Source organism: Robbsia betulipollinis (assembly GCF_026624755.1).
Classification (GTDB): Bacteria; Pseudomonadota; Gammaproteobacteria; order Burkholderiales; family Burkholderiaceae; genus Robbsia; species Robbsia betulipollinis.
Window position 1 is genome coordinate 2,006,910 of sequence record NZ_JAPMXC010000001.1, and the last position, 22,715, is coordinate 2,029,624.

Annotated in this window: 16 protein-coding genes and 2 pseudogenes; 17 read left to right on the plus strand and 1 reads right to left on the minus strand. The window is 67.4% G+C overall.

Features of this window, described 5'->3' with window-relative positions:
- Nucleotides 1-57: 57 nt before the first annotated feature.
- Nucleotides 58-771: a nucleotidyltransferase family protein gene (locus OVY01_RS08725; protein WP_267847065.1), complete on the minus strand. Its 714-nt coding sequence runs from the start codon at nt 769-771 to the stop codon at nt 58-60.
- 191 nt (nt 772-962) lie between these two features.
- On the opposite strand from OVY01_RS08725, the gene OVY01_RS08730 reads away from it, so the two are divergent.
- The 17 genes and pseudogenes from OVY01_RS08730 to OVY01_RS08805 all read left to right on the plus strand — a co-directional run bounded on the left by OVY01_RS08730 (nt 963) and on the right by OVY01_RS08805 (nt 22,656).
- Nucleotides 963-4,766, plus strand: a complete 3,804-nt coding sequence (locus OVY01_RS08730) for an AIDA repeat-containing protein (RefSeq protein WP_267847066.1) — start codon at nt 963-965, stop codon at nt 4,764-4,766.
- Between the two features lie 164 nt (nt 4,767-4,930).
- Complete coding sequence (locus OVY01_RS08735; RefSeq protein WP_267847067.1) at nt 4,931-6,301, plus strand: autotransporter strand-loop-strand O-heptosyltransferase; 1,371 nt, start codon at nt 4,931-4,933, stop codon at nt 6,299-6,301.
- A gap of 147 nt (nt 6,302-6,448) precedes the next feature.
- Nucleotides 6,449-7,312 carry a CDP-diacylglycerol diphosphatase gene (locus tag OVY01_RS08740; RefSeq protein ID WP_267847068.1) on the plus strand — a complete coding sequence of 288 codons (864 nt, stop codon included), beginning with the start codon at nt 6,449-6,451 and terminating at the stop codon, nt 7,310-7,312.
- Between the two features lie 261 nt (nt 7,313-7,573).
- A pseudogene (locus tag OVY01_RS08745) lies at nt 7,574-11,435 on the plus strand (DUF3683 domain-containing protein); the annotation flags it as partial.
- 116 nt (nt 11,436-11,551) lie between these two features.
- A pseudogene (locus OVY01_RS23270) lies at nt 11,552-11,734 on the plus strand (DUF3400 domain-containing protein); the annotation flags it as partial.
- A complete protein-coding gene (locus OVY01_RS08750) occupies nt 11,731-12,210 on the plus strand; it encodes an HIT family protein (protein ID WP_267847070.1) in 480 nt (159 codons plus the stop codon). The pseudogene OVY01_RS23270 and the gene OVY01_RS08750, both read left to right, overlap by 4 nt.
- Nucleotides 12,194-12,616, plus strand: coding sequence for a gamma-butyrobetaine hydroxylase family protein (locus tag OVY01_RS08755; RefSeq protein ID WP_267847071.1), 423 nt, complete (start codon nt 12,194-12,196; stop codon nt 12,614-12,616). Before OVY01_RS08750 ends, OVY01_RS08755 begins: the two co-directional genes overlap by 17 nt.
- A 35-nt stretch (nt 12,617-12,651) precedes the next feature.
- Entirely contained in the window at nt 12,652-13,383 is a 732-nt protein-coding gene (ubiE, locus tag OVY01_RS08760; RefSeq protein ID WP_267847072.1) for a bifunctional demethylmenaquinone methyltransferase/2-methoxy-6-polyprenyl-1,4-benzoquinol methylase UbiE, read from the plus strand.
- Between the two features lie 146 nt (nt 13,384-13,529).
- Nucleotides 13,530-14,570: a Tim44 domain-containing protein gene (locus OVY01_RS08765; RefSeq protein WP_432422198.1), complete on the plus strand. Its 1,041-nt coding sequence runs from the start codon at nt 13,530-13,532 to the stop codon at nt 14,568-14,570.
- A gap of 198 nt (nt 14,571-14,768) precedes the next feature.
- Entirely contained in the window at nt 14,769-15,392 is a 624-nt protein-coding gene (locus tag OVY01_RS08770) for a ubiquinone biosynthesis accessory factor UbiJ (protein ID WP_267847073.1), read from the plus strand.
- Nucleotides 15,392-16,972 carry a ubiquinone biosynthesis regulatory protein kinase UbiB gene (gene ubiB, locus OVY01_RS08775; protein WP_267847720.1) on the plus strand — a complete coding sequence of 527 codons (1,581 nt, stop codon included), beginning with the start codon at nt 15,392-15,394 and terminating at the stop codon, nt 16,970-16,972. The genes OVY01_RS08770 and ubiB overlap by 1 nt, the downstream gene beginning before the upstream one ends.
- Before the next feature lie 135 nt (nt 16,973-17,107).
- Complete coding sequence (locus OVY01_RS08780) at nt 17,108-17,548, plus strand: FmdB family zinc ribbon protein (RefSeq protein WP_267847074.1); 441 nt, start codon at nt 17,108-17,110, stop codon at nt 17,546-17,548.
- A 41-nt stretch (nt 17,549-17,589) separates the two neighbouring features.
- Nucleotides 17,590-18,258, plus strand: a complete 669-nt coding sequence (locus OVY01_RS08785; RefSeq protein WP_267847075.1) for a DUF502 domain-containing protein — start codon at nt 17,590-17,592, stop codon at nt 18,256-18,258.
- 25 nt (nt 18,259-18,283) lie between these two features.
- A complete protein-coding gene (gene aspS / locus OVY01_RS08790; RefSeq protein ID WP_267847076.1) occupies nt 18,284-20,065 on the plus strand; it encodes an aspartate--tRNA ligase in 1,782 nt (593 codons plus the stop codon).
- A 35-nt stretch (nt 20,066-20,100) separates the two neighbouring features.
- Entirely contained in the window at nt 20,101-20,637 is a 537-nt protein-coding gene (gene nudB, locus OVY01_RS08795; RefSeq protein ID WP_267847077.1) for a dihydroneopterin triphosphate diphosphatase, read from the plus strand.
- 49 nt (nt 20,638-20,686) lie between these two features.
- On the plus strand, nt 20,687-21,949 hold the full coding sequence (locus OVY01_RS08800) for a phospholipase D-like domain-containing protein (RefSeq protein ID WP_267847078.1): 1,263 nt from the start codon (nt 20,687-20,689) through the stop codon (nt 21,947-21,949).
- A 113-nt stretch (nt 21,950-22,062) separates the two neighbouring features.
- On the plus strand, nt 22,063-22,656 hold the full coding sequence (locus OVY01_RS08805) for a TetR/AcrR family transcriptional regulator (RefSeq protein ID WP_267847079.1): 594 nt from the start codon (nt 22,063-22,065) through the stop codon (nt 22,654-22,656).
- Nucleotides 22,657-22,715 lie beyond the last annotated feature (59 nt).

A 22,715-nucleotide genomic window follows, 5' to 3' on the forward strand; every position in this document is an offset into this window, starting at 1 on the left:
CGCAAGCGGTGACGATGGGCGGCGGCCACGCACCGTGGCGGCACGCCGGGGCCGCGCTCAGCCGAGATCGCTTTCCCGGTCGATGTCCCGCAGCACGCCTTCGTCGCCGGTCGCGACGGCGATGAAGGCGTGCGCGTCGATCAGTGCCCGCGCGCCGGTGTCGCCGCCGAGCGCCATCAGCGCCGCGCCGTGCGCCCGGCCCCAGCCGACCGGGTGCCCGCGCCGGCCGTCGCACACCGGCGCGACGATCGATTCGTCGTTGCCGGCCGTCAGCGCCCCGGCCACCGCCTGGATGGTCGCCGGCGCGATCATCGGCATGTCGGCGAGTCCGACGATCCAGCCGGTCGGCGAGGACGTCGCGGCGCCGTTCGCGCCAGGGGTATGTCCCGCGGCGGCGGGCGAGCCAGAGCGATCGGCGATATCGCCGGCGGCATCCTCCGCCAGGCTCGCCCGGATCGCGAAAGCGAGGCTCGCGCCCATTCCTTCCGCGGCGTCGGGCGCCTCCACCACCTCGCATCCCGCGCGCCGCAGCCAGTCCGCCAGCGCCGCGCGCTGCGGCGCCTGCGCGTCGATGACCGCGATCACGCGCGACAGCGCGGTGCGCATGCGCCGCGCCGCGACGAAGGCCACGGGCAGGCCGATTTCCGGCCCTTCGCGCAGCGTCGCGAGCAGTTTGTTCTGGACGCCCGACGGATCGAAGCGATGCCCTTTGCCGGCGGCAAGGAGGATGCCGGTCGGCGTGGCGAGGAGGGGAGTGGCGGCGGGTTTCATGGCGCCATTGTCGCCGATTCCGGGCGGGGATAGCGCATTCGCTCGTTCGCCGGACGCGTTTCTTCAACTTTCCTGGTGCACGAACACGATTTTTCCGGGGCGGTGACTCATCGCGGTGGAGGCCCTCATGCCGCGCCCGTCGTGATCGACGACAGCGCCCGGCGCCAGAAAATCATTCGGAATCAGGTGACATGAAGCCGCTGTCGTTTCGCAGAATATATGGGGTACGCCGGTTCGGCGCCGGCCGGCAACGTTTGTCGCGGCTCTGCGCGACGCTGCTCGCGCTGTCGGGCATCGGCTGCGGCGGCATGGCCTGGGCGACGACCTATCACGACACGACGGTCGAAGGCCCCCAGGGGCTGCAGGTGGTGGGGTCTGGCGACACTTCCTACGACACGACGGTCAATTCCGGCGGCCTGGAAACCGTGAGCGACGGTGGGTTCAGCACGGTCACGACGGTCAATTCGAGCGGGGCGCAGATCGTGTATGACAGCGGCAATGCGTTCGGCACGGTCGTCAACGCGTACGGAAACCAATACCTCTCCGCCGGGGGGGTGGCCACGAGTGCCCACATCTACGCCAACGGCAGGCAGATCGTATTTGCCTCGGGCAATGCCACCGACTCGACGCTCGAATCCGGTGCGACGTTGGTCGTCAACCCCGGCGGGATGGCGCTGGGTTCGGTCGTCCTGTCGGGCGGCGTCGTATCCGCCGGAGGCGACGGCGCGCGCGTGACCGGCACGGTGCTCGACGGCGGCAAGCAGATACTGGTCGACGGCGCGACGGCAAGCGGCACGGTGATCGATGCGGGCGGCGCGGAAGGCGTGTACGCGTACGGCGTCACCCTGGGCACGGTCGTCAGCGTGGGGGGAACGCAAATCGTGTTCTCCCTGGGCGTCGCCTCCGGCACGACGATCGAGGCCGGTGCCACGCTGGCGGTCGTCGCGGGCGGGTCGGCGACGGCGATCGACCAACGTGCCGGCGCGGCGCTGGCGACCGATGCCGGCGCGACGCTGGACGGCGTCAATGCCATGGGCGATTTCGCGATCGCCCATGGCGTGGCGACACATCTGCTGCTGGAAAATGGCGGCAATCTGCAGGTGAACGCGGGCCAGTCGGCATCGGCGACCTTCGTCGGCGCGAACGGTATGTTGAACGTCGTCGATGGCGGTCTTTCCCAGGCGGCCATCGTTACCGCGGGAGGGACGGCATTCGTCTCGGGCGCCGGCGCGTCGGCTTCGGGCTCGATCCTCAGCGGCGGCCTGCAAATACTCTTCGACGGCGGCGCGGCGAGCGGCACGCGCGTCGGTGCCGGCGGCCGGGAAGTGGTGGCGTTGGGCGGCAGCGCGTCGGGGACCATGGTGAACGCCGGTGGGACGCAAAATGTCCTGGCCGGTGGCGTCGCGGGTGCCACGATCGTCAACGTCACGGGCTTGCAGTATGTGCTGTCGGGCGGCTCGGCCGTTGATACGACGATCAACAGGGGTGGCGAGATCCGGGTCGCGGCGGGCGGCGTGGGCACCGGTATTTCCCAGCTCGCCGGCGCGGCGCTGGTGACCGATGCCGGCGCGACGCTGGACGGCGTGAATGCCTCCGGCAGTTTTACGGTATCCAGCGGCGTCGCCACGCATCTGCTGCTGGAGAACGGCGGCAGCCTGCAGGTGAACGCGGGCCAGTCGGCGATCGGGACCCGGGTCAATGAAAGCGGGTTGTTGCATATCGGCGCTTCCGGTACATCGCGCGATGCGATCGTCGCCGCGAATGGCGAGGCATCCGTCGGGGGCAATGGCGCGACGGCGATCGGCTCGATCCTCGACGGCGGTACGCAGACGGTATCCAACGGCGCGACGGCGGTCGTCACCCGGATCAATGCCGGTGGCGAGGAAGCCGTGGCCTCCGGCGGCACCACCTCGATGAGCGTCGTGAACACGGGCGGCACGCAAACCGTGGCGTTGGGCGGCATCGCCATCGCCACGACCGTGAACGCGAACGGCGTGCAGAACGTGTCGGGAGGCGTCGCCGAAGCGACGACCGTGAACGCGAACGGCATGCAGAACGTGCTGGCGGGCGGCGCCGCGTTGAATGCGCGGATCAACGACGGCGGCACGCAAATGGTCTACAGCGCCGGCGTGGCCACCGGTACGACCGTGGCCACGGGCGGAGCGCAAGTGGTGGCGACTGGCGGTCTGGCAAACGGCACGACGCTCGCCGGCGGCACGCAGACGATCGACGCCGGTGGTGCCGCGTCGAACACGGTGATCTCGAACAACGGCACGCAGACCATCGCCGCCGGCGGCGTCAGCAACGGCATCGCAGTCGGCGTGGGCAGCGTGGTGATCGACGGCACCGCGTCGAACCTGTCGCTCCGCACGGGGGCGGTGGTCACCGGTACCGGCGTCGTCGCCTCGGACCTGAGCGCGACGCAGGGCAGCACCATCGCGGCCGGCACGCCGGGCGCCGGCTTGAGCGTGAACGGCACTCTGACGTTCGCGGCCGGTTCGACCTATGCGGTCACGGTGAACCCGGCGTCCGCGGCCGGCGCCGTGGCGCCCTCCGTCATGGCGCAGCGCGCGAACGCGGCGGCCAGCCCGGTCGTGCTGGCCGCCGGCGGCGCGCCGTCGAGCGGCATCACCCGCGTCGCCGGCGACCTGACGATCGCACCCGGGGCGCGGCTGGTGCTGAGTGCGAACCCGGGCCGATATTCGCCTCGCGAGACGTTCACGATCCTCACCTATCAGGGCAGCGAATCCGGCGCCTTCGGCACGATCGACAGCGATTTCGCCTTCGTGACGCCGAACCTCGGCTACACCGGCGGCGCCGTCACGGTCACCCTGGCGATGGCCCCGAACGCCGACTTCGCCTCGGTCGCGACCCACGACAACCCGCGCAGCGTCGCGCAGGCGCTGATGAACATTCTGCGCGCGGGCGGCAACGGCCTGACCGATGCGCTGCTCACGGCCAGCGCGACGCAGGCGCAAGGCGCGTTGACGCAGATGTCGGGCGATGCGGCGGTCGCGTTCCGGCAGATCGCCGAGCGCCGGATGGACCAGGCGCAGGGCGTGGTCGACAACCGGCTGACGAGCGAGGTGGGCGATGCGGGCGGCGCCGGCGCGGCCGGGGCCGCTGACGCCCGGGCGGCGCGGCGCGATGTCTGGGCGCAGGCCAGCTACCAGAACGCGCGCACCGGCGGTAACGACGCCTCGGGCGCGGGCGCCACCCTCGACCGCGCGTCGGCGCTGACCATCGGCCATGACCGGGCGATCACGCCGTCGGTGCGCGTGGGCGCGGCGGTGATGCTCAACCACGACACGGTCGGCTTCAGCGAGCGCGGTGCGAACGCACGCCTCGACGGCGCTCAGGCCCTGTTGTATGGCGCCTTCACGCCGGTGAATTCGTCGCTCTATGTCAACGGCATCGCGAGCTACGGCTGGTGGGAGAACACGTTGTCGCGGCAGGTCACGCTGGGGGCGTTGTCCGGCGGGACGCGCGGGAGCTTCGACACCACCGGCGAATCGCTGTATGTGGAGACGGGTCTGAAGCTGAATAGTCCGCTCGGCCCGGCGCAGCCGTATGCCGGCGTGAAGGTGGGGCGCTACCAGCAGCAGGGCGGCACGGAAAGCACGACGGCGGGATCGGACCTTTTCAACCTGCGCTACGACAGCGCGCATTCCACGGCGGTGTCCAGCGTGCTCGGCGTGCGCGTTGGCCGGGCCGGTGCCACGCTGCTGGGGCATGCGGTCGACTGGCAGGCGGATATGTCCTGGCAGCATCGTTTCGGCGCGACGAACACCTCGCTCGATGCGGCTTTCGTGAACGCCCCCTTGGCGACGTACCGGATCAACGGTGCGAAGATGGATGCCGACGCGCTGCGCCTCCTGCTGGGCGGCAAGTGGCACGTCAACCCGTCGACGACGCTGTTCGCCAATCTCGGCGGATCGGTCGGGAGCACGACGAAAGCGTATGGCGGCAACGTCGGCGTGCAGTGGCAGTGGTGAGGCGGGCGCTGATGAGATAGACGGCGAACGGACAGGCACTTTTTCTCGACACGGGCCGGGGCGGCCGGGAGAACGGACATTTCCATTCACGGGAGGCGGAACACCGGCGAGTGGCGCGTTACTCAACAAACGTCATCCACCTCGCGGCCTTACTCGATACCATCGTGTCCAAGCAACCCCGTCCGATCCCGTCCTCCGTGAAGTTCGTCCGAAAAGGCGCCTCTCTGCCGTCGCCGTGTGCGACGCCCGTGGTCGACGCCGCGCCGCGCGACGCGTTCAGCAGTTCCACCACCCCGTCCGCCGTCCCCGTCGTCACCCCGTTCAAACCCTTCGTCGCCGCGCCCGCCATCCCTACCCAGGCGGGGCCGGAGTCGATCCGCTTCGATTTCAACGATGGCTGCCGGGTCACCTTTCCCGGGGGCCAGTGGCACGTGCGGCTGCGCGACCGCGTGACCGGCAACGTGCTGTTCGAGACGGATATCGGCGCGGGCAGCGTCGCCAGCGCGAAAAAGTATTACGTGCCGTTCGAGATCGATGTCCACTCGGACGGCAGGCCGGTGCTGCAGCACACGTTCGACCCGAGAAATCGGCCGGTGCTGGTCCAGTTTCCGGTTGGCACGCTCGGCGACCTGATGGGCTGGTTTCCGTATGCGGCCAAATTCCAGGAAAAGCATGGTTGCGAGCTGACCTGCTCGATGTCCGCGCGGATCATTCCGCTGTTCAAGGCCTGCTATCCGTCGATCCGTTTCATCACGCCGGAGGAGGTCGTCGCCGAGGACTTCTATGCGACCTACCGGATCGGCCTGTTCTTTCACGACGACGCGCACATCTTCCAGCCCTGCGACTTCCGGATCGTCGGCCTGCACCATACCGCCGCCTACATCCTGGGCGTCGACATGGACGAAACGCCCCCGCTGCTGGACTACGTGGGCGACGCGGGCGACGCGGGCGACGCGGGCGGCGATACCCGGCCGATCCCGGAAAAGTACGTCTGCGTCGCCAGCCAGGCATCCACGCAATGCAAATACTGGAACAATCCGTCGGGCTGGCGCGAGGTCGTCGCTTTCCTGAAGGAGCATGGCTACCGCGTGATCTGCATCGATCAGAAACCGGTCCACGGTCACGGCATGGTCTGGAATCATCTGCCGTACGGCGCCGAGGACCAGACCGGTGACCGGCCGCTGACCGAGCGCGCGCGCTGGCTGAAGCATGCCGATTTCTTTGTCGGCCTGGGCAGCGGCCTGAGTTGGCTGGCCTGGGCCACGGGCACCCCGGTGGTCATGATCAGCGGTTTCTCGCACCCCAGCACCGAATTCGCCACGCCGCACCGGGTCATCAACTATCACACCTGCAATAGCTGCTGGAACGACGTACGGGTGCATTTCGACCATCAGGATTTCCTCTGGTGTCCACGCCATGCCGGCACGGATCGCCAGTTCGAATGCACGCGGCTCATCACCAGCGAGCAGGTGAAGGCGACGATCCGCGGCGTGCCGGGGTTCGCGGCGCTTGCGAACCCGCCCGGCGTTGCCTGAGCGCGGCGATATCGCGCAGCAGCGCATCGGCGCCTGGTTTACCATGGGCGCAGCCGCGGTCTCGAAAGGGGAGAAGACCCGAATCGCGGCAGCCGGCGCGGCTTGACCGCTGCGCCATCCTGTCCGTCGACCCATGGCGAACCGCGCATGCGCATCCGCTCGACTCTTTCGCTGTCCCTCCTGTTGCTCACCAGCGCCTGCGCCTGGCCGGTGAAACGCCTGTCGCAGTCGCCCAACGCGCTCTGGGCGATCACGCACGGCATGTGCGTGCCGAACGTCGCCCGCACCGGCTCCCCGTCGCCCTGCGCCGAAGTGGACACCGCCGCCGGTTTCGTCGTCATCAAGGACATCCGCGGGCGCTCGCAGCACCTGCTGATTCCCACCGCGCGCGTCTCCGGTATCGAAAGCCCGATGCTGCTGCGGCCCGGCGCGTCGAACTATTTCTTCGATGCCTGGGCGAAGCGCGATTACGTGATCGCCACGTTGGGCAAGCCGTTGTCGGACGACGAACTCAGTCTGGCGATCAATCCGACGACGGCGCGTTCGCAGGATCAACTGCACATCCATATCGACTGCATCCGTCCCGATGCACGCCGCGGACTGGCCGCCGACGACGCGCGGATCACCGGCCAATGGTCCGACTGGGCCTGGCACGGCAGGACGTACCGCGTGCGCCGCCTCGCCGCGGACCAGCTGCGCGACACCGACCTGTTTCAGCTGGTGGCCGCGCAGATCCCGGACGCCGCCGCCGACATGGGCACGCAGACGATTTTCGTGACCGGCGCGGCGAATCGCGATGCCGTGGCGCCGTACGTCACGGGCGCCGACGCGCAAAAGCCCGGAAGCGCCGCCGCGACCATCCCCGACCCGCACGCGAAGGATCTCTACATCGTGGTCTGGCGGGTGCGCCGCGCCAGCGGCGACGGCCAGGGCGCCGAGCGGCTGCAGGATCATGCGTGCACGGTGGCCGATGCGCCCGCCGCGCCGCCGGGGGCGCTCGCGCGGCCCTGAAGCGCAAGCCCCCGTCCCCGGTCACGCGAACCCCGCCCTTGCAGTACAATTCGCTTTTTTCAGGGCGATGCATAGCCGCCGCCGATCGGCAGCCATTCTTGCCGTGGCGGGCGTGCGGGCGTGTGTCGTCGGCCGTCCCGTTTCCATGAAAATCGCGCGCCGGACCGGGCCGCCCCTCGCGGCGCCCGGCCGGCCGACCCCGCGGCCCCGTCTCCGGGCCTGCCTGTCCGGCCGCAACGCCGGTCAATACAATAGTCGAAAATGAACGCTCCCCAGATATTCGATCCGAGCGGCATGCCGGTGGTCCCCGGCGGCGGCGTCGATCTGCATGGCGAAACGCGCCTGCGCGAGATCCCGTACAACTACACCTCGTTTTCCGATCGCGAGATCGTCATCCGGCTGCTCGGCGACGAGGCGTGGCAGGCCCTCTCCGGGCTGCGCGACGAACGTCGCACCGGCCGCTCCGCGCGCATGCTGTACGAGGTGCTGGGCGATATCTGGGTGGTCCAGCGCAATCCCTATCTGCAGGACGACCTGCTGGAAAACCCCAGGCGCCGGCAGTTGCTCGTCGACGCGCTGAACCACCGGCTCGGCGAGATCGAGAAACGCCGCCGCGCGGACCTCAACGCGCATGACGACGCGGCCGGACGCGAGCGCGCCGCCCGGGTCGAGACCCTGGTGAGCACGGCACGCCGCGCGGTGGGCGACTTCGCCGACGAATTCGCCCGTACCGCCGAGCTGCGCAAGCGCGCCGCGCGCGTGCTCGGCAAATACACGCAGAAGGACAACATCAAGTTCGATGGCCTGTCGCGCGTCTCGCACGTGACGGACGCCACCGACTGGCGCGTCGAGTATCCGTTCGTCGTGCTGACCCCGGACACCGAGGCCGAGATGACCGGCATCGTGCGTGCCTGTTTCGAACTCGGGCTGACGGTGATCCCGCGCGGCGGCGGCACCGGCTATACGGGCGGCGCCTTGCCGCTCACGCCGTTCGCCGCGGTCATCAACACCGAGAAGCTGGAACAGCTGGGCGAGGTCGAGCGCACGATGCTGCCCGGGCTCGACCACGCGGTGGCGACGATTTTCTCCGGCGCGGGCGTGGTCACCCGCCGCGTCACCGAGGCCGCGGAAAAGGCCGGCTTCGTCTTCGCGGTCGATCCGACCTCGCTCGACGCGTCGTGCGTGGGCGGCAACGTCGCGATGAACGCCGGCGGCAAGAAGGCCGTGCTGTGGGGCACCGCGCTCGACAATCTCGCCTGGTGGCGGATGGTCGACCCGAACGGCGACTGGCTCGAAATCACGCGCCTCGACCACAACATGGGCAAGATCCACGACATCGACGTCGCGCGGTTCGAGCTGCACTGGTTCGACGGCCGGCACGCGCCGGGCCAGACCCTGCTGCGCCGCGAGACGCTCGACATCGCCGGCAAGCGCTTCCGCAAGGAAGGCCTCGGCAAGGACGTCACCGACAAATTCCTCGCCGGCCTGCCCGGCGTGCAGAAGGAAGGCTGCGACGGCCTGATCACCAGCGCGCGCTGGGTGCTGCACAAGATGCCCGCGCACACGCGCACCGTCTGTCTCGAATTTTTCGGCCAGGCGCGCGACGCGATCCCGTCGATCGTCGAGATCAAGGATTACCTGTTCGAGACGTCGAAACGCGGCGGGGCGATCCTCGCCGGCCTGGAGCATCTGGACGAGCGCTATCTGCGCGCGGTCGGCTACGCCACCAAGTCCAAGCGCAACGCGTTTCCGAAGATGGTGCTGATCGGCGACATCGTCGGCGACGATGCCGACGCGGTCGCGCACGCCACCTCGGAGGTGGTGCGCATGGCCAACGGCAAGAGCGGCGAGGGCTTCGTCGCCGTCAGCGCCGAGGCGCGCAAGCGTTTCTGGCTCGACCGCTCGCGCACCGCCGCGATCGCCAAGCACACCAACGCCTTCAAGATCAACGAGGACGTCGTCATCCCGCTGAACCGGATGGGCGAATACACCGACGGCATCGAACGCATCAATATCGAGCTGTCGCTGAAGAACAAGCTGCAACTGGTCGATGCGCTCGACGCGTTTTTCCGGGCGGGCGACCTGCCGCTGGGCAAAAGCGACGACGCCAACGAGATTCCCAGCGCGGAGCTGCTCGAGGACCGGGTCAGCCATGCGTTGGCGCTCATCGCCGCGGTGCGGGCGCGCTGGACCTATGTGCGCGACCATCTCGACGAGGCGCTCGCAAGCGCCCGCCCGCGCCTGGTGGCGCTGCTGACGGCGGCGCAAACCGTCCAGGCGGATGACCCGTCCGGCGCCCAGGCTGGCGGCGCCCGAATCGCCACCCCGGCCGATGCGCTCGACGCCGTCTTCGCCAGCCGCCTGGCCGCGCAGCCCGACGCGACGCTGTTCCACCTCGCGCAGGACCGCACCGTGCGGATCTCGTGGAAGACCGAGATCCGCGCCGAACTGCGCGCCATCTTCAACGGCGGCGAATTCAAGCCGATCCTGGACGCCGTGCAGGCGCTGCACAAGCAGGTGCTGCGCGGACGCGTCTTCGTCGCCCTGCACATGCACGCCGGTGACGGCAATGTGCACACGAACCTGCCGGTGAACTCCGACAACTACGCGATGCTGCAGGACGCGCACGCGGCCGTGTCGCGCATCATGGCGCTCGCGCGCTCGCTCGACGGCGTGATTTCCGGCGAGCACGGCATCGGCGTGACCAAGCTCGAATTCCTCACGGAAGACGAGATCGCCGAATTCCGCGCCTACAAGCTGCGCGTCGATCCCCAGGGCCGCTTCAACAAGGGCAAGCTGATGGCCGGCGCGGATCTGCGCAACGCCTACACGCCGAGCTTCGGGCTGATGGGCTTCGAATCGCTGATCATGCAGCAGTCCGACATCGGCGCGATCGCCGACAGCATCAAGGACTGCCTGCGCTGCGGCAAGTGCAAGCCGGTCTGCGCCACGCACGTGCCGCGCGCGAACCTGCTGTACAGCCCGCGCAACAAGATCCTCGCGACCTCGCTGCTGATCGAGGCCTTTCTGTACGAGGAGCAGACGCGCCGGGGCGTGTCGATCAAGCACTGGGACGAGTTTACCGACGTCGCCGACCACTGCACCGTCTGTCACAAGTGCGTCACGCCGTGCCCGGTGAAGATCGATTTCGGCGACGTATCGATGAATATGCGCAACCTGCTGCGCAAGATGGGCAAGAAGAAGTTCAATCCCGGCGCGAGCGCGGCGATGTTCTTCCTGAATGCGACGAACCCGAACACCATCAACGTCACGCGCCAGTTGATGATGAACTGGGGCTACAAGGCGCAGCGTGCCGGCAACGATGTCTTCAGGCGCCTTGCGCGCAAGCAGACCGCGCATCCGCCGGCCACCGTCGGCAAGCCGGCGCTGAGCGAGCAGGTCGTGCATTTCATCAACAAGAAAATGCCCGGCAACCTGCCGAAGAAGAGCGCGCGCGCCTTGCTCGACATCGAGGACAACAAGGTCGTGCCGATCATCCGCGACCCGCGCGCCACGCATGCCGACACCGAGGCCGTGTTCTATTTCCCGGGGTGCGGCTCGGAGCGGCTGTTCTCGCAGGTCGGCCTCGCCACGCAGGCGATGCTCTGGCACGCGGGCGTGCAGACCGTGCTGCCGCCGGGCTATCTGTGCTGCGGCTACCCACAGCGCGGTTCGGGCCAGTTCGACAAGGCGGAAAAGATCGTCACCGACAACCGCGTGCTGTTCCACCGGGTCGCGAACACGCTGAATTATCTCGATATCAAGACGGTGGTGGTCTCGTGCGGCACCTGCTACGACCAGCTCGCCGGCTACGAATTCGACAAGATCTTCCCCGGCTGCCGGATTCTCGACATCCACGAGTATCTGCTCGAGAAGGGCATCAAGCTCGATGGCGTGTCCGGCACGCGTTACATGTACCATGATCCGTGCCATACGCCGATCAAGACGATGGACCCGGTCAGGCTGGTGAACGAGTTGATGGGCACCGAAAACGATGGCTACCGGATCGAGAAGAACGACCGGTGCTGCGGCGAGTCCGGCACGCTGGCCGTGACCCGGCCGGACGTCTCCACCCAGGTGCGCTTCCGCAAGGAAGAGGAAATGCGCAAGGGCGAGGCGCGTGTGCGCGCGGCAGGCACGGCGACGTCGGTGGTGTCGATCGTCCCGGCGAGCGGCGGCATGGCGAACATCACCGTGACGCCGCCGGCCGAAGCGGCGACCGCCGCGCCGTTCCAGGGCGAGGTCAAGATTCTGACCAGCTGCCCGTCCTGCCTGCAAGGGTTGTCGCGTTACGGCGACGACGTCAAGGTCGAGGCCGACTACATCGTGGTGGAGATGGCACGCGCCGTGCTTGGAGAGAACTGGATGGTCGACTATGTCAACAAGGCGAATGCCGGTGGCATCGAGCGGGTGCTGGTATGACGCACGCTTCCGCCTGCCCCCTGTGCACGACCGATGACGGCCAGGTCGTCTGGCGCGACGCGGTATTGCGTGTCGTTCAGGTCGACGATGTGGATTACCCGGGCTTTTGCCGGGTCATCTGGCAGGATCATCAGGCCGAAATGACCGATCTCGACGCCGCCGCGCAGCGTCACCTGTTCGACGTCGTGCTGGTGGTCGAACAGGTCGTGCGCGACGTCATGCAATGCGACAAGATCAATCTGGCGAGTCTCGGCAATCAGGTGCCGCATCTGCACTGGCACGTGATTCCGCGCTTCACGGACGACGCCCATTTTCCGAAGCCGGTGTGGGCCGAGACGCAGCGCACGGTCCCCGACGCCCTGCACGCCGCCCGCGCGGCGCGTGCCGGCGGCCTCGCCCCGGTGCTGCGCACGGCGCTCGACGCCGCTTTTTTTGATCAATCCGCCCAGGAGACAGGTGATGGCAGGACTCGATAAGGACACCCCGATCCCCACCGGGGTGGTGCTGCACCAGATGTCCCGCGTGATCGAACTGCACTACGCCGGCGACAGCTACCGCATTCCGTTCGAGCTGTTGCGCGTCTACTCCCCTTCGGCCGAGGTCCAGGGCCACGGCCCCGGGCAGGAAACGCTGCAGACCGGCAAGCGCCAGGTGATGATCGCGAAGATCGAGCCGGTCGGCCATTACGCGATCCAGCTGACGTTTTCCGACGGCCATGACACGGGCATTTACTCGTGGGACTATCTCTACAAGCTGGCGACCGAGCAGGACGCGCTCTGGCGCGACTACTTCGACCGTCTGGCGGCGGCGGGCGTCGAGCGCGACGCGCCGATGGCGCCCGGCGGCCATGGCGGCCATGGTCACGCGTGCGGCCACCACTGAACCAACACGATAATGCTAAGAATAAGGACGACGCGATGAGCAAGACCCATTTCGGCTTCACGACAGTGGAGGAGAAGGAAAAGGCACAGAAGGTCGCGGGTGTTTTCCACTCGGTGGCGGCGAAGTACGACGTGATGAACGACCTGATGTCCGGCGGTCTGCACCGGGTGTGGAAGGCGTTTACCATCGGCCGCGCGAACGTGCGCCCGGGTCAGAAGGTGCTCGATATCGCCGGCGGCACGGGCGACCTCGCGCGCGCGTTCGCGAAGGCCGCGGGGCCGCGCGGCGAAGTCTGGCTGACCGACATCAATGCCTCGATGGTGCGGGTCGGCCGCGACCGCCTGCTCGACGAGGGTGTGATCACGCCAACGCTGCTGTGCGACGCGGAAAAACTGCCGTTCCCGGACAATTACTTCGATGTGGTGTCGGTGGCCTTCGGCCTGCGCAACATGACCCACAAGGATGTCGCGCTGGCCGAAATGCGGCGCGTGCTCAAACCCGGCGGCAAGGTGCTGGTGCTGGAGTTCTCGCGGATCTGGCAACCGCTCACCAAGGCGTACGACCTGTATTCGTTCAAGTTGCTGCCCTGGCTCGGGTCGCGCATCGCGGGCGACGCCGAAAGCTACCGCTACCTTGCCGAATCGATCCGTATGCATCCGGACCAGGACACCCTCAAGCAGATGATGGAAACGGCAGGCCTGGAAGCGGTCGACTACTTCAACCTGTCGGGCGGCATCGTCGCGCTCCATCAGGGCACCAAATACTGATTTACTTCCGCTGTTCCAAACTGTATGCTAATTGAAAGCTAGGCGCATGCGCGCCTGGCTATTTGCGCGTGGCGCCCCGATGGGATGTCGAAGAAAACGCGTTTCATCGTGCATCTCATTCATGTTTCACTTCGAGAGGTTTCCGAATGTCAAAAGAACGTAGTGGCTTGTTCCGATCCTGGTTCCGCCCGGCGTTCCTGCGGTCGGCTTTGCAGTCGCTGCCGCGGTCGGCGTCGCGGCTCGGCGCGTTCGCGCTGGTCGGGATGCTGGTCTTCACCGCAGTGATCCACGAAGCGGAAGCCCGCCGCATGGGCAGCAGCCGCAGCATGGGCCGTCAATCGAACATGGTGTCGCAGCAGGCGGCTCCGGCGCGTGCGCCGCAGCAGCCCGCGTACACCGCACCGCCGGCCGCACGGCCCGGCATGGCGACGCCGCCGGCGCGCAACCGCTGGCTGGGTCCGATCGCCGGTCTCGCGGCCGGTCTGGGCATCGCGGCGCTGTTGTCGCACTTCGGACTGGGCGGCGCATTCGCCGGCGCGATGGCGAACATGCTGGTGATCGCGGCGATCGCCTTCATCGCGATCTGGCTGATCCGCAAGTTCACGCGTCGCCGCGACGCGGACACGCCGGCCTATGCGGCGGCGGGTGCCAACCGCAGCGCGCCGGGCTTCGCCGAGACGCGTTACGACGCGCCGCCCGCGGGCGGTTATCCGGGCCAGCAGCCGATGAGCACGCCGATGTATGACACGGGTTATGCCGGTGCGGCCGGTGCGGGTGCCGCAGCAGGTGCCGGAACCGCGGCGCCGTGGGGCGTGCCGGACAACTTCGATCGCGAATCCTTCCTGCACAACGCCAAGGTCTACTTCATCCGCATGCAGGCGGCCTGGGACGCGGCGGATCTGGACGACATCCGCGAGTTCACGACGCCCGAGATGTTCGCCGAGGTGCGTCTGGATCTCAACGCGCGCGGTCAGACGGAGAACCGCACGGACGTGGTGCGGGTCGACGCCGAGTTGCTGGGTATCGAGGAAAAGGACAGCGAGTATCTGGCAAGCGTGCGTTTCTCGGGTCTGATCCGGGAAGACAAGGGCGCGCCGGCGCAGGAATTCGCCGAGGTATGGAATCTGGCGAAGCGCAAGCAGGGCACCGAAGGCTGGTTGCTGGCCGGTATCCAGCAACTGAACTAGTCCGCGTCTCCGTGCCGCGGCCGTCCGGGCGAACCGACTTTTTGCGTAGGTGAAAAGGCGTCCGGGCGAAGCGGACGTTCGGCGAAACCGGAACTGACCTACAATGGGAACCCGTCGAGGGCGTTTGCTCGCGGCGGGTTTCCCTGTTTTCGGGGTGTCCCTTTTTGCACTTTCCTTCGTGCTGTCCTGCTGGTGCTGATGAGCGTCGTTACCCAACCCTTTCATGCCGCGGTGAACCATCTGCTCGAACGCGAGCCCTGGGCGCGCGCGCAACTCGAACCCTATGCCGGTAAGCGGGCCCGGCTCAATGCGCCGCCGTTTTTCGTGGTGGTGAGAGTCACCGCCGCAGGTCTGCTCGAAGCGGCGCCGGCCCCGGCGGGCGATCTGCCGCCGGTGCCCGACGACGTCACGATCACCGTCCTGCCGGACGCGGTCGCCGCGGTACTGCGGGGCGGCCCCGCGGCGGCGATGAAGCATGTGCGCATCGCGGGAGACGCCGAGTTCGCGGCGGTACTCGGCCAGTTGGCCGAAAACCTGCGATGGGATCCCGAGGAGGATCTGGCGCGCTGGCTCGGCGACGCCCCGGCGTACCGCATCGCGCGTACCGCGCGCGCGGTGGCCGGACATGCGCAGCGGGCGTCGCGCGGCTTGCTGGAATCGGTGGCGGAATACCTGCTCGACGAAAATCCGCAACTGGTGCGACACCGCATGGTCGAGGACTTCGGCCGGGAGGTCGCGGTGCTGCGCGAGGATGCCGAGCGTCTGGAGAAACGTCTCGATCGTCTCGAGCAGGGTGCGCGCGACACGCGGGGGCGCCCATGATGCGGACCTTGCGGCTCTGGAAAATCATTTTCACGCTGATCCGCTTCGGGCTGGACGAGGTCGTCCTGTCCGGCTTCGAGCATCGGCGCATCAAGCTGCTGGTCCGTTTGATGACGGTGGGGCGCCGACTCGACGCGCCGCGCGGCATGCGCCTGCGCCTCGCGTTCGAAAGTCTCGGCCCGATCTTCGTCAAGTTCGGCCAGATGCTGTCGACGCGGCGCGATCTGCTGCCGCCCGATATCGCGAACGAACTCGCCAAACTCCAGGACCAGGTGCCGCCGTTCGAGTCGAGCGTGGCGGTCGCGCTGATCGAACGGGCGCTGGGCCAGCGCGTGGAAGCGATTTTCGACGAGTTCGAGCGCATCCCGGTCGCCAGCGCGTCGATCGCGCAGGTGCATTTCGCGAAGCTGAAAGTCGGCGAGCATGCCGGCAAGCCGGTCGCCATCAAGGTCCTGCGGCCCGGCATGCTGCCGGTGCTGGACAGCGATCTCGCGCTGATGGCGGACGTGGCGCGCCTGGCCGAGCGCTTCTGGTCCGACGGCCGCCGTCTGCGGCCGCGCGCGGTGGTCGCCGAATTCGACAAATACCTGCACGACGAACTCGATTTGATGCGCGAGGCGGCGAACGGCAGCCAGTTGCGGCGCAATTTCGCCGCCACCGATCTGCTCATGGTGCCGGAGATGTACTGGGACTTCTGCACGCCGACGGTCCTGGTGATGGAGCGCATGGTCGGCGTGCCGATCAGCCAGATGGAGACATTGCGCGCTGCAGAGGTCGACATTCCGCGCCTGGCGCGCGAAGGCGTCGAGATCTTCTTCACGCAGGTGTTCCGCGACGGGTTCTTCCACGCGGACATGCATCCGGGAAATATCCAGGTCAGCCTGGACCCGGCGACGTTCGGCCGCTACATCGCGCTGGATTTCGGTATCGTCGGCGCGTTGTCGGATTTCGACAAGAACTATCTCGCGCAGAATCTGCTGGCGTTTTTCAAGCGCGACTACCACCGGGTCGCGATGCTGCATCTCGAGTCCGGCTGGGTCCCGCCGCAGACCCGCGTCGAGGAACTCGAGGGAGCGATCCGCGCGGTCTGCGAACCGTACTTCGACAAGGCATTGAAAGACATCTCGCTCGGCCAGGTGCTGATGCGGCTGTTCCAGACATCGCGCCGCTTCCAGGTGGAGATCCAGCCGCAACTCGTGCTGCTGCAGAAGACCCTACTGAATGTCGAGGGGCTGGGCCGCGATCTGGATCCGAATCTCGATCTGTGGAAAACCGCCAAGCCCTACCTCGAACGCTGGATGATGGAACAGGTGGGGTGGCGCGGCTGGTATGAACGGCTGAAATACGAGGTGCCGCAATGGAGCAAGACGCTGCCCCAGGTCCCCCGGCTCGTGCATTCGCTGCTGAGCGAGCATCGTCTCAACCAGGGCGGGCGAAACGATGAACTGCTTCGGCTGCTCGTGGTCGAACAGCAGCGCACGAACCGCCTGTTGCGGGGCCTGATCGCGTTCGGCGTGTCCGCCGGCGTCGGCGTGGTGCTGACGAAGGTACTGTTGATCGTGTCGCTCGGCGCGGGCTGAGGGCGTCGCGTCGGAGCAGCGCGTGCCGGAGCGCGGACGCCGGCGGCATGGTGAAGACGGTCGGGTGGCAGGCCGTTTGCGGCTATAATTCCACGTTTTGCGTGTTGCACCACGTATTCGAGAGGAATTCGGGTCATGCCGATCTATGCGTATCGCTGCGAGTCCTGCGGATTCGCGAAAGACGTCCTGCGGAAAATATCGGACCCCCTGCTGACCGAGTGCCCGCAGTGCGGGCAGTCCACCTTCCGCAAGCAGGTCACGGCGGCGGGTTTCCAGCTCAAGGGCTCGGGCTGGTACGTCACCGATTTCCGGGAAGGCGGCAGCAACACCGCCGCGAAGCCCGCGGCCGACGCGAAGGGCGGGGCGGCCGAGGGGAGCGGGACCGGTGGTGAAGCCGGTGGCGCGAAGTCCTCGGCCGAAGGCGGCACCAAGGGTAGCGGCGGCGCCGACGGTAGCGCCAGCGCCACCCCGGCCGCCGCGCCGGCCGCGGCCGCCGGGTCCAATGCCTCCAGTGCTGCAAAACCCGCCGCCACGCCGTCCCCTTCGTCGGGTAACGCCGGTTCCTCGGGCACCTGACGCCGTTTCCGCATGACAGCCGGGCACGATCGCCCTTATCGATGACGACCAAGAAGACGCTCAAGACGTATTTCCTGACCGGCCTGCTGGTACTGGTACCGCTGGCGATCACCCTATGGGTGCTCGGCCTGGTGATCGGCACGATGGATCAAACCCTGCTGCTGTTGCCGGCTTCGTGGCAGCCCGACACCTGGCTGGGCGTCCACGTCCCGGGGCTGGGCGCACTCCTGACGCTGGCCTTCATCTTCGTCGTCGGCCTGCTCACGCAGAACTTCATCGGCCAGACGCTGATGAAATGGTGGGACTGGCTGTTGCGTCACATTCCCATCGTCGGGCCGCTGTATACCAGCATCAAGCAAGTCTCCGACACCTTGCTGTCGAGCAGCGGCAACGCGTTTCGCAAGGCGTTGCTGATCGAATACCCGCGCGCCGGCTCGTACACGATCGCCTTCCTCACCGGGACGCCGGGCGGCGACGTTGCGCGCCAGCTCGATGGCGATTTCGTCAGCGTCTACGTGCCCACCACGCCGAACCCGACATCCGGCTTCTTCCTGATCCTGCCGCGCGCCGGCGTGGTCGAGCTGGACATGTCGGTGGACGCCGCATTGAAATACATCGTCTCGATGGGCGTCGTGTCGCCGGTCAGCCCGCCGCGACGTCCTCCCGAACCCACGCTGGAAGCGGTCAAAACGCCGCGTAGCGATATCTGAACACCACCCTAGTCCAAAAATGTCCATGTCGATGAGAACCGAATACTGTGGCCGCGTGGCCGAAAACCGTCTGGGGGAAACCATCTCCCTGTGTGGTTGGGTCCACCGGCGGCGCGACCATGGCGGCGTGATCTTCATCGATCTGCGCGATCGCGAAGGCGTCGTGCAGGTCGTCTGCGACCCGGACCGGGTCGACATGTTCAAGGCCGCCGAGGACGTGCGCAACGAGTTCTGCCTGCAGATCACCGGCCTCGTGCGCGCGCGCCCGGCCGGCACGGAGAACGCCGGTCTGACCAGCGGCAAGATCGAGGTGCTGTGCCATGAACTGGTCGTGCTGAATGCGTCGGTGACGCCGCCGTTCCAGATCGAGGACGACAATCTCTCGGAGACCACGCGTCTCACGCACCGCGTGCTGGACCTGCGCCGTCCGCAGATGCAGGAAAACATGAAGCTGCGCTACCGCGTGGCGATGGAAGTGCGCAAGTACCTGGACGCGCGCGAGTTCATCGACATCGAAACGCCGATGCTCACGAAGAGCACGCCGGAAGGCGCGCGCGACTATCTGGTGCCGTCGCGCGTCAACGCCGGGCACTTCTTCGCGCTGCCGCAGTCGCCGCAGTTGTTCAAGCAACTGCTGATGGTCTCGGGGTTCGACCGCTACTACCAGATCGTCAAGTGCTTCCGCGACGAGGACCTGCGTGCGGATCGCCAGCCGGAATTCACGCAGATCGACTGCGAGACGTCCTTCCTCGGCGAGCAGGAAATCCGCGACATGTTCGAGACGATGATCCGCACCGTGTTCAAGAACACGATGGGCGTCGAACTCGCGAACCCGTTTCCGGTGATGGCGCATTCGGAAGCGATGCGCCGTTTCGGTTCGGACAAGCCCGACCTGCGCGTCAAGCTGGAGTTCGCCGATCTGACCGACGCGATGCGCGACGTCGGCTTCACGGTCTTCAGCAATCCGGCGAACACGAAGGACGGGCGCGTGACGGCCCTGCGCATTCCGGGTGGCGCCGAGATGAGCCGCAGCGAGATCGACAGCTACGGCGAATTCGTCAAGATCTACGGCGCAAAGGGTCTGGCCTGGATCAAGGTCAACGACATCGCCGCGGGGCGCGACGGTCTGCAAAGCCCGATCGTCAAGAATCTGCACGACGCGGCGCTGACCGCCATCCTGGAGCGCACCGGCGCGCAGAACGGCGACATCGTCTTCTTCGGCGCGGACCGCGTGAAGGTCGTCTACGATGCGCTGGGCGCGCTGCGTCTGAAGATCGGCCATTCCGAGTTCGGCAAGAAGAAGGGTCTGGCCGAATCGGGCTGGCAGCCGCTGTGGGTCATCGACTTCCCGATGTTCGAATACGACGAGGCCGACGGCCGGTGGACGGCGAGTCATCACCCGTTCACCAGCCCGAAGGACGAGCATCTCGACTATCTGGAAACGGACCCGGGCCGCTGCCTCGCGAAGGCCTACGACATGGTGCTGAACGGCTGGGAAATCGGTGGCGGTTCGGTGCGGATCCACCGCGAGGAAGTGCAGAGCAAGGTATTCCGCGCATTGAAGATCAATGCCGAGGAAGCGCGCCTGAAATTCGGCTTCCTGCTCGACGCGCTGCAATACGGCGCGCCGCCGCACGGGGGCATCGCTTTCGGTCTGGACCGCATCGTCACGATGATGGCCGGCGCCGATTCGATCCGCGACGTGATCGCTTTCCCGAAGACCCAGCGCGCGCAGGATCTGCTCACGCAGGCGCCCAGCCAGGTCGACGAGAAGCAGCTGCGCGAACTGCACATCAAGCTGCGCTAGGCCGCGGCGCCACGTTCGCTTTCCGGCCTTCGCCCGTGTCCTCGACCTCGCCTCCTCCCGCAGCGCCGTTCGGCGCCCGGGCGCCGAAGATTCCGGAATCGGTACTGGTCGTGATCCATACCCGGGCGCTCGACGTGTTGTTGATCGAACGGGCCGACTTTCCGGGCTTCTGGCAGTCCGTCACCGGCTCGAAGGACCGCCTCGACGAAGCATTGCGGGCGGTGGCCGCGCGCGAGGTCGAGGAGGAGACGGGCATCGTCGTGGGGGCGCCGGATGTGCCGCGCGAGGCGCTGCGCGACTGGCGGCACCGCATCGATTATCCGATCTACGAGGTCTGGCGGCACCGCTACGCGTCGGGCGTCGTCTCGAACACCGAGCACTGGTTCAGTCTGGAAGTTCCCACCGGCCAGCCGGTGCGCCTCGCGCCGCGCGAGCATGTCGCGGCGTGCTGGCTGCCCTGGCGCGAGGCCGCCGCGCGCTGTACCTCTCCCTCCAACGCACAGGCCATCCTTGAGCTTCCGTCGCGCCTCCGCTCCTTTGCTGCCAATGGCCTTGACGAAAGCGGCCGGTGACCCGCCGCGCGCCGGTGCGCCTGCTGCGTCTGCTGCGCCCGAGACGCGCGTGCCGACCGCGCGCCGGCGGCGCCGTCTCAGCGGCTGGCGGTCCGCGCGCCTGCGTTTCTGCGCCGCGAACGGGTTGACGCTGCTCGAAAGCGGCACTGCGTACTTCGATGCGCTGGTCCGCAACATCGACGAGGCCGCCACCACCGTGCGCCTCGAAACCTATATCTTCTGTCACGACGATGCGGGGCGCATGGTGTCCGATGCGCTGCTGCGTGCCGCCACGCGCGGCATCGACGTGCGCGTGATCACCGACGGCGTGGGCACCGCGCGCCTGGCGATGTTCGAGCCCTGGCCCGCGGCGGGCATCCAGCATCGCATCTTCAACCCGCATCTGATGGGCAGGGGCGGCATCGCGCGCGACCATCGCAAGCTCGCGGCGGTCGACCAGCGCGTCGCCTATGTCGGCGGCATGAACATCGTCGACGACATGATGAACGACGGCCACCGGATGGCCGAGCCGCGCTGGGATTTCGCCGTGGAAATGCTCGGGCCGGTCGTACACGACGTGATCCGCGCATTCGATGCGCAATGGGAACGGCTCGACCCGGCGCGCAAGCCGGCCGATGCCCTGTCCCTGGCGAGCCGGCGGCGGCTGCGGCGCGAACGGGCGGATCTCGAGCGCGAGCTTGCGCTGCAGCCCGCGCCCCCGGGGGGGCGGGGGCTGGACCAGGCCAGCCCGGACGGCGAGCCCCAGGTGGCGTTCGTCGCGCGCGACAACCGGCTCAACCGGCGCGCGATTGAACGCGCCTATCTGTACGCGATCGGCCGCGCGACCCGCCAGGTGGTGCTGGCGAACCCGTATTTCACGCCGGGCACGCGCCTGCGCCGCGCGCTCAACGATGCGGCGCGGCGCGGCGTCGACGTCCGGCTGCTGATCGGCCGCAAGGAATTCCGCCTGCTCGACTGGGCGGTGCCGTCGCTCTACGGCTCTTTTCTCAAGGCCGGCGTGAAAGTGGCCGAGTACGACCATGCGATGCTGCACGGCAAGGTCGCGGTGGTCGACGACGAATGGGCGACGATCGGCTCCTCGAACCTCGACGCACTGAGTCTTTTCCTCAACCACGAGGCCAATGTGGTCGCCGTGCACGACCCGGTGATTCCGCAACTGCGCAGCTCGATCGAACGCGCATTCGGTACGGCGCGGCGCATCGACGAGGGCCGCTACACGGCACGCGGCTGGCGCGAGCGCCTGCTCAACGCCAGCGCCTACGCGTTCTACCGCCTGGCCATGCGCGTGCTGACCGTTGGCCGCTACGACTGACGCCGGCGGCAGCGTCTCCTCTAGAAAGCGGTTTCTAATAAAGTACTTGTTATCCGAGACGGTCGTCGCCAATAATAGTACGGCCGTTCGTTTATTTTGGATTGGACAAAAGTATGCGAAAAGGCGAGCAGACAAGGATGGCGATTCTGGACGCGGCGCTCGAGCTGGCGAGCCGCGACGGTCTCGAAGGCCTGACGATCGGCCTGCTGGCCGAGCGGATGCAGATGAGCAAGAGCGGCGTGTTCGCGCACTTCGGTTCGCGCGAGGACCTGCAGATCGAGGTGGTGCGCGAATACCACCGGCGCTTCCGCCAGGACGTTTTCCTGCCGAGTCTGGCCTGCGCGCGCGGCTTGCCGCGCTTGCGGCAGATGGTGTTCGGCTGGATGGAGAAGCGCATCCAGCATGAGGTGTCCACCGGCTGCATCCTGATCAGCGGCGCGATCGAGTACGACGACCGCGCGGCCAGCCCGGTGCGCGAGCACCTGGTCGCCAGCGTCACGGCCTGGCGTACGGCGCTGGCCCGCGCGATCGAACAGGCGAAGGAGGAAGGGCATCTGCGGGCCGACACCCAGCCGCAGATGATGTTGTTCGAGGTGTACAGCCTGACGCTGGGCGTGCACCACGATGCCCGATTGCTGCGGGACCCGCAGGCGGTGGCGCTGGGCCGCGCGGCACTCGAGAAATTGATCGTTTCATACCAGACGTAGACGCGCCGCGTCGCGCACCGCCGGACGTCCCGCGAGACGTCCCGGTCGCACCGCGCGGC

What these genes read in the sequence shown, in the direction of transcription:
- ubiE (WP_267847072.1), top strand. Translation starts at nt 12,652, where the DNA reads ATGAGCAAGACCCATTTCGGCTTCACGACAGTGGAGGAGAAGGAAAAG.
- OVY01_RS08780 (WP_267847074.1), top strand. Translation starts at nt 17,108, where the DNA reads ATGCCGATCTATGCGTATCGCTGCGAGTCCTGCGGATTCGCGAAAGAC.
- OVY01_RS08785 (WP_267847075.1), top strand. Translation starts at nt 17,590, where the DNA reads ATGACGACCAAGAAGACGCTCAAGACGTATTTCCTGACCGGCCTGCTG.
- OVY01_RS08770 (WP_267847073.1), top strand. Translation starts at nt 14,769, where the DNA reads ATGAGCGTCGTTACCCAACCCTTTCATGCCGCGGTGAACCATCTGCTC.
- OVY01_RS08755 (WP_267847071.1), top strand. Translation starts at nt 12,194, where the DNA reads ATGGCAGGACTCGATAAGGACACCCCGATCCCCACCGGGGTGGTGCTG.
- OVY01_RS08805 (WP_267847079.1), top strand. Translation starts at nt 22,063, where the DNA reads ATGCGAAAAGGCGAGCAGACAAGGATGGCGATTCTGGACGCGGCGCTC.
- OVY01_RS08765 (WP_432422198.1), top strand. Translation starts at nt 13,530, where the DNA reads ATGTCAAAAGAACGTAGTGGCTTGTTCCGATCCTGGTTCCGCCCGGCG.
- OVY01_RS08725 (WP_267847065.1), bottom strand. Translation starts at nt 771, where the DNA reads ATGAAACCCGCCGCCACTCCCCTCCTCGCCACGCCGACCGGCATCCTC.
- ubiB (WP_267847720.1), top strand. Translation starts at nt 15,392, where the DNA reads ATGCGGACCTTGCGGCTCTGGAAAATCATTTTCACGCTGATCCGCTTC.
- OVY01_RS08730 (WP_267847066.1), top strand. Translation starts at nt 963, where the DNA reads ATGAAGCCGCTGTCGTTTCGCAGAATATATGGGGTACGCCGGTTCGGC.
- OVY01_RS08740 (WP_267847068.1), top strand. Translation starts at nt 6,449, where the DNA reads ATGCGCATCCGCTCGACTCTTTCGCTGTCCCTCCTGTTGCTCACCAGC.
- OVY01_RS08750 (WP_267847070.1), top strand. Translation starts at nt 11,731, where the DNA reads ATGACGCACGCTTCCGCCTGCCCCCTGTGCACGACCGATGACGGCCAG.
- aspS (WP_267847076.1), top strand. Translation starts at nt 18,284, where the DNA reads ATGTCGATGAGAACCGAATACTGTGGCCGCGTGGCCGAAAACCGTCTG.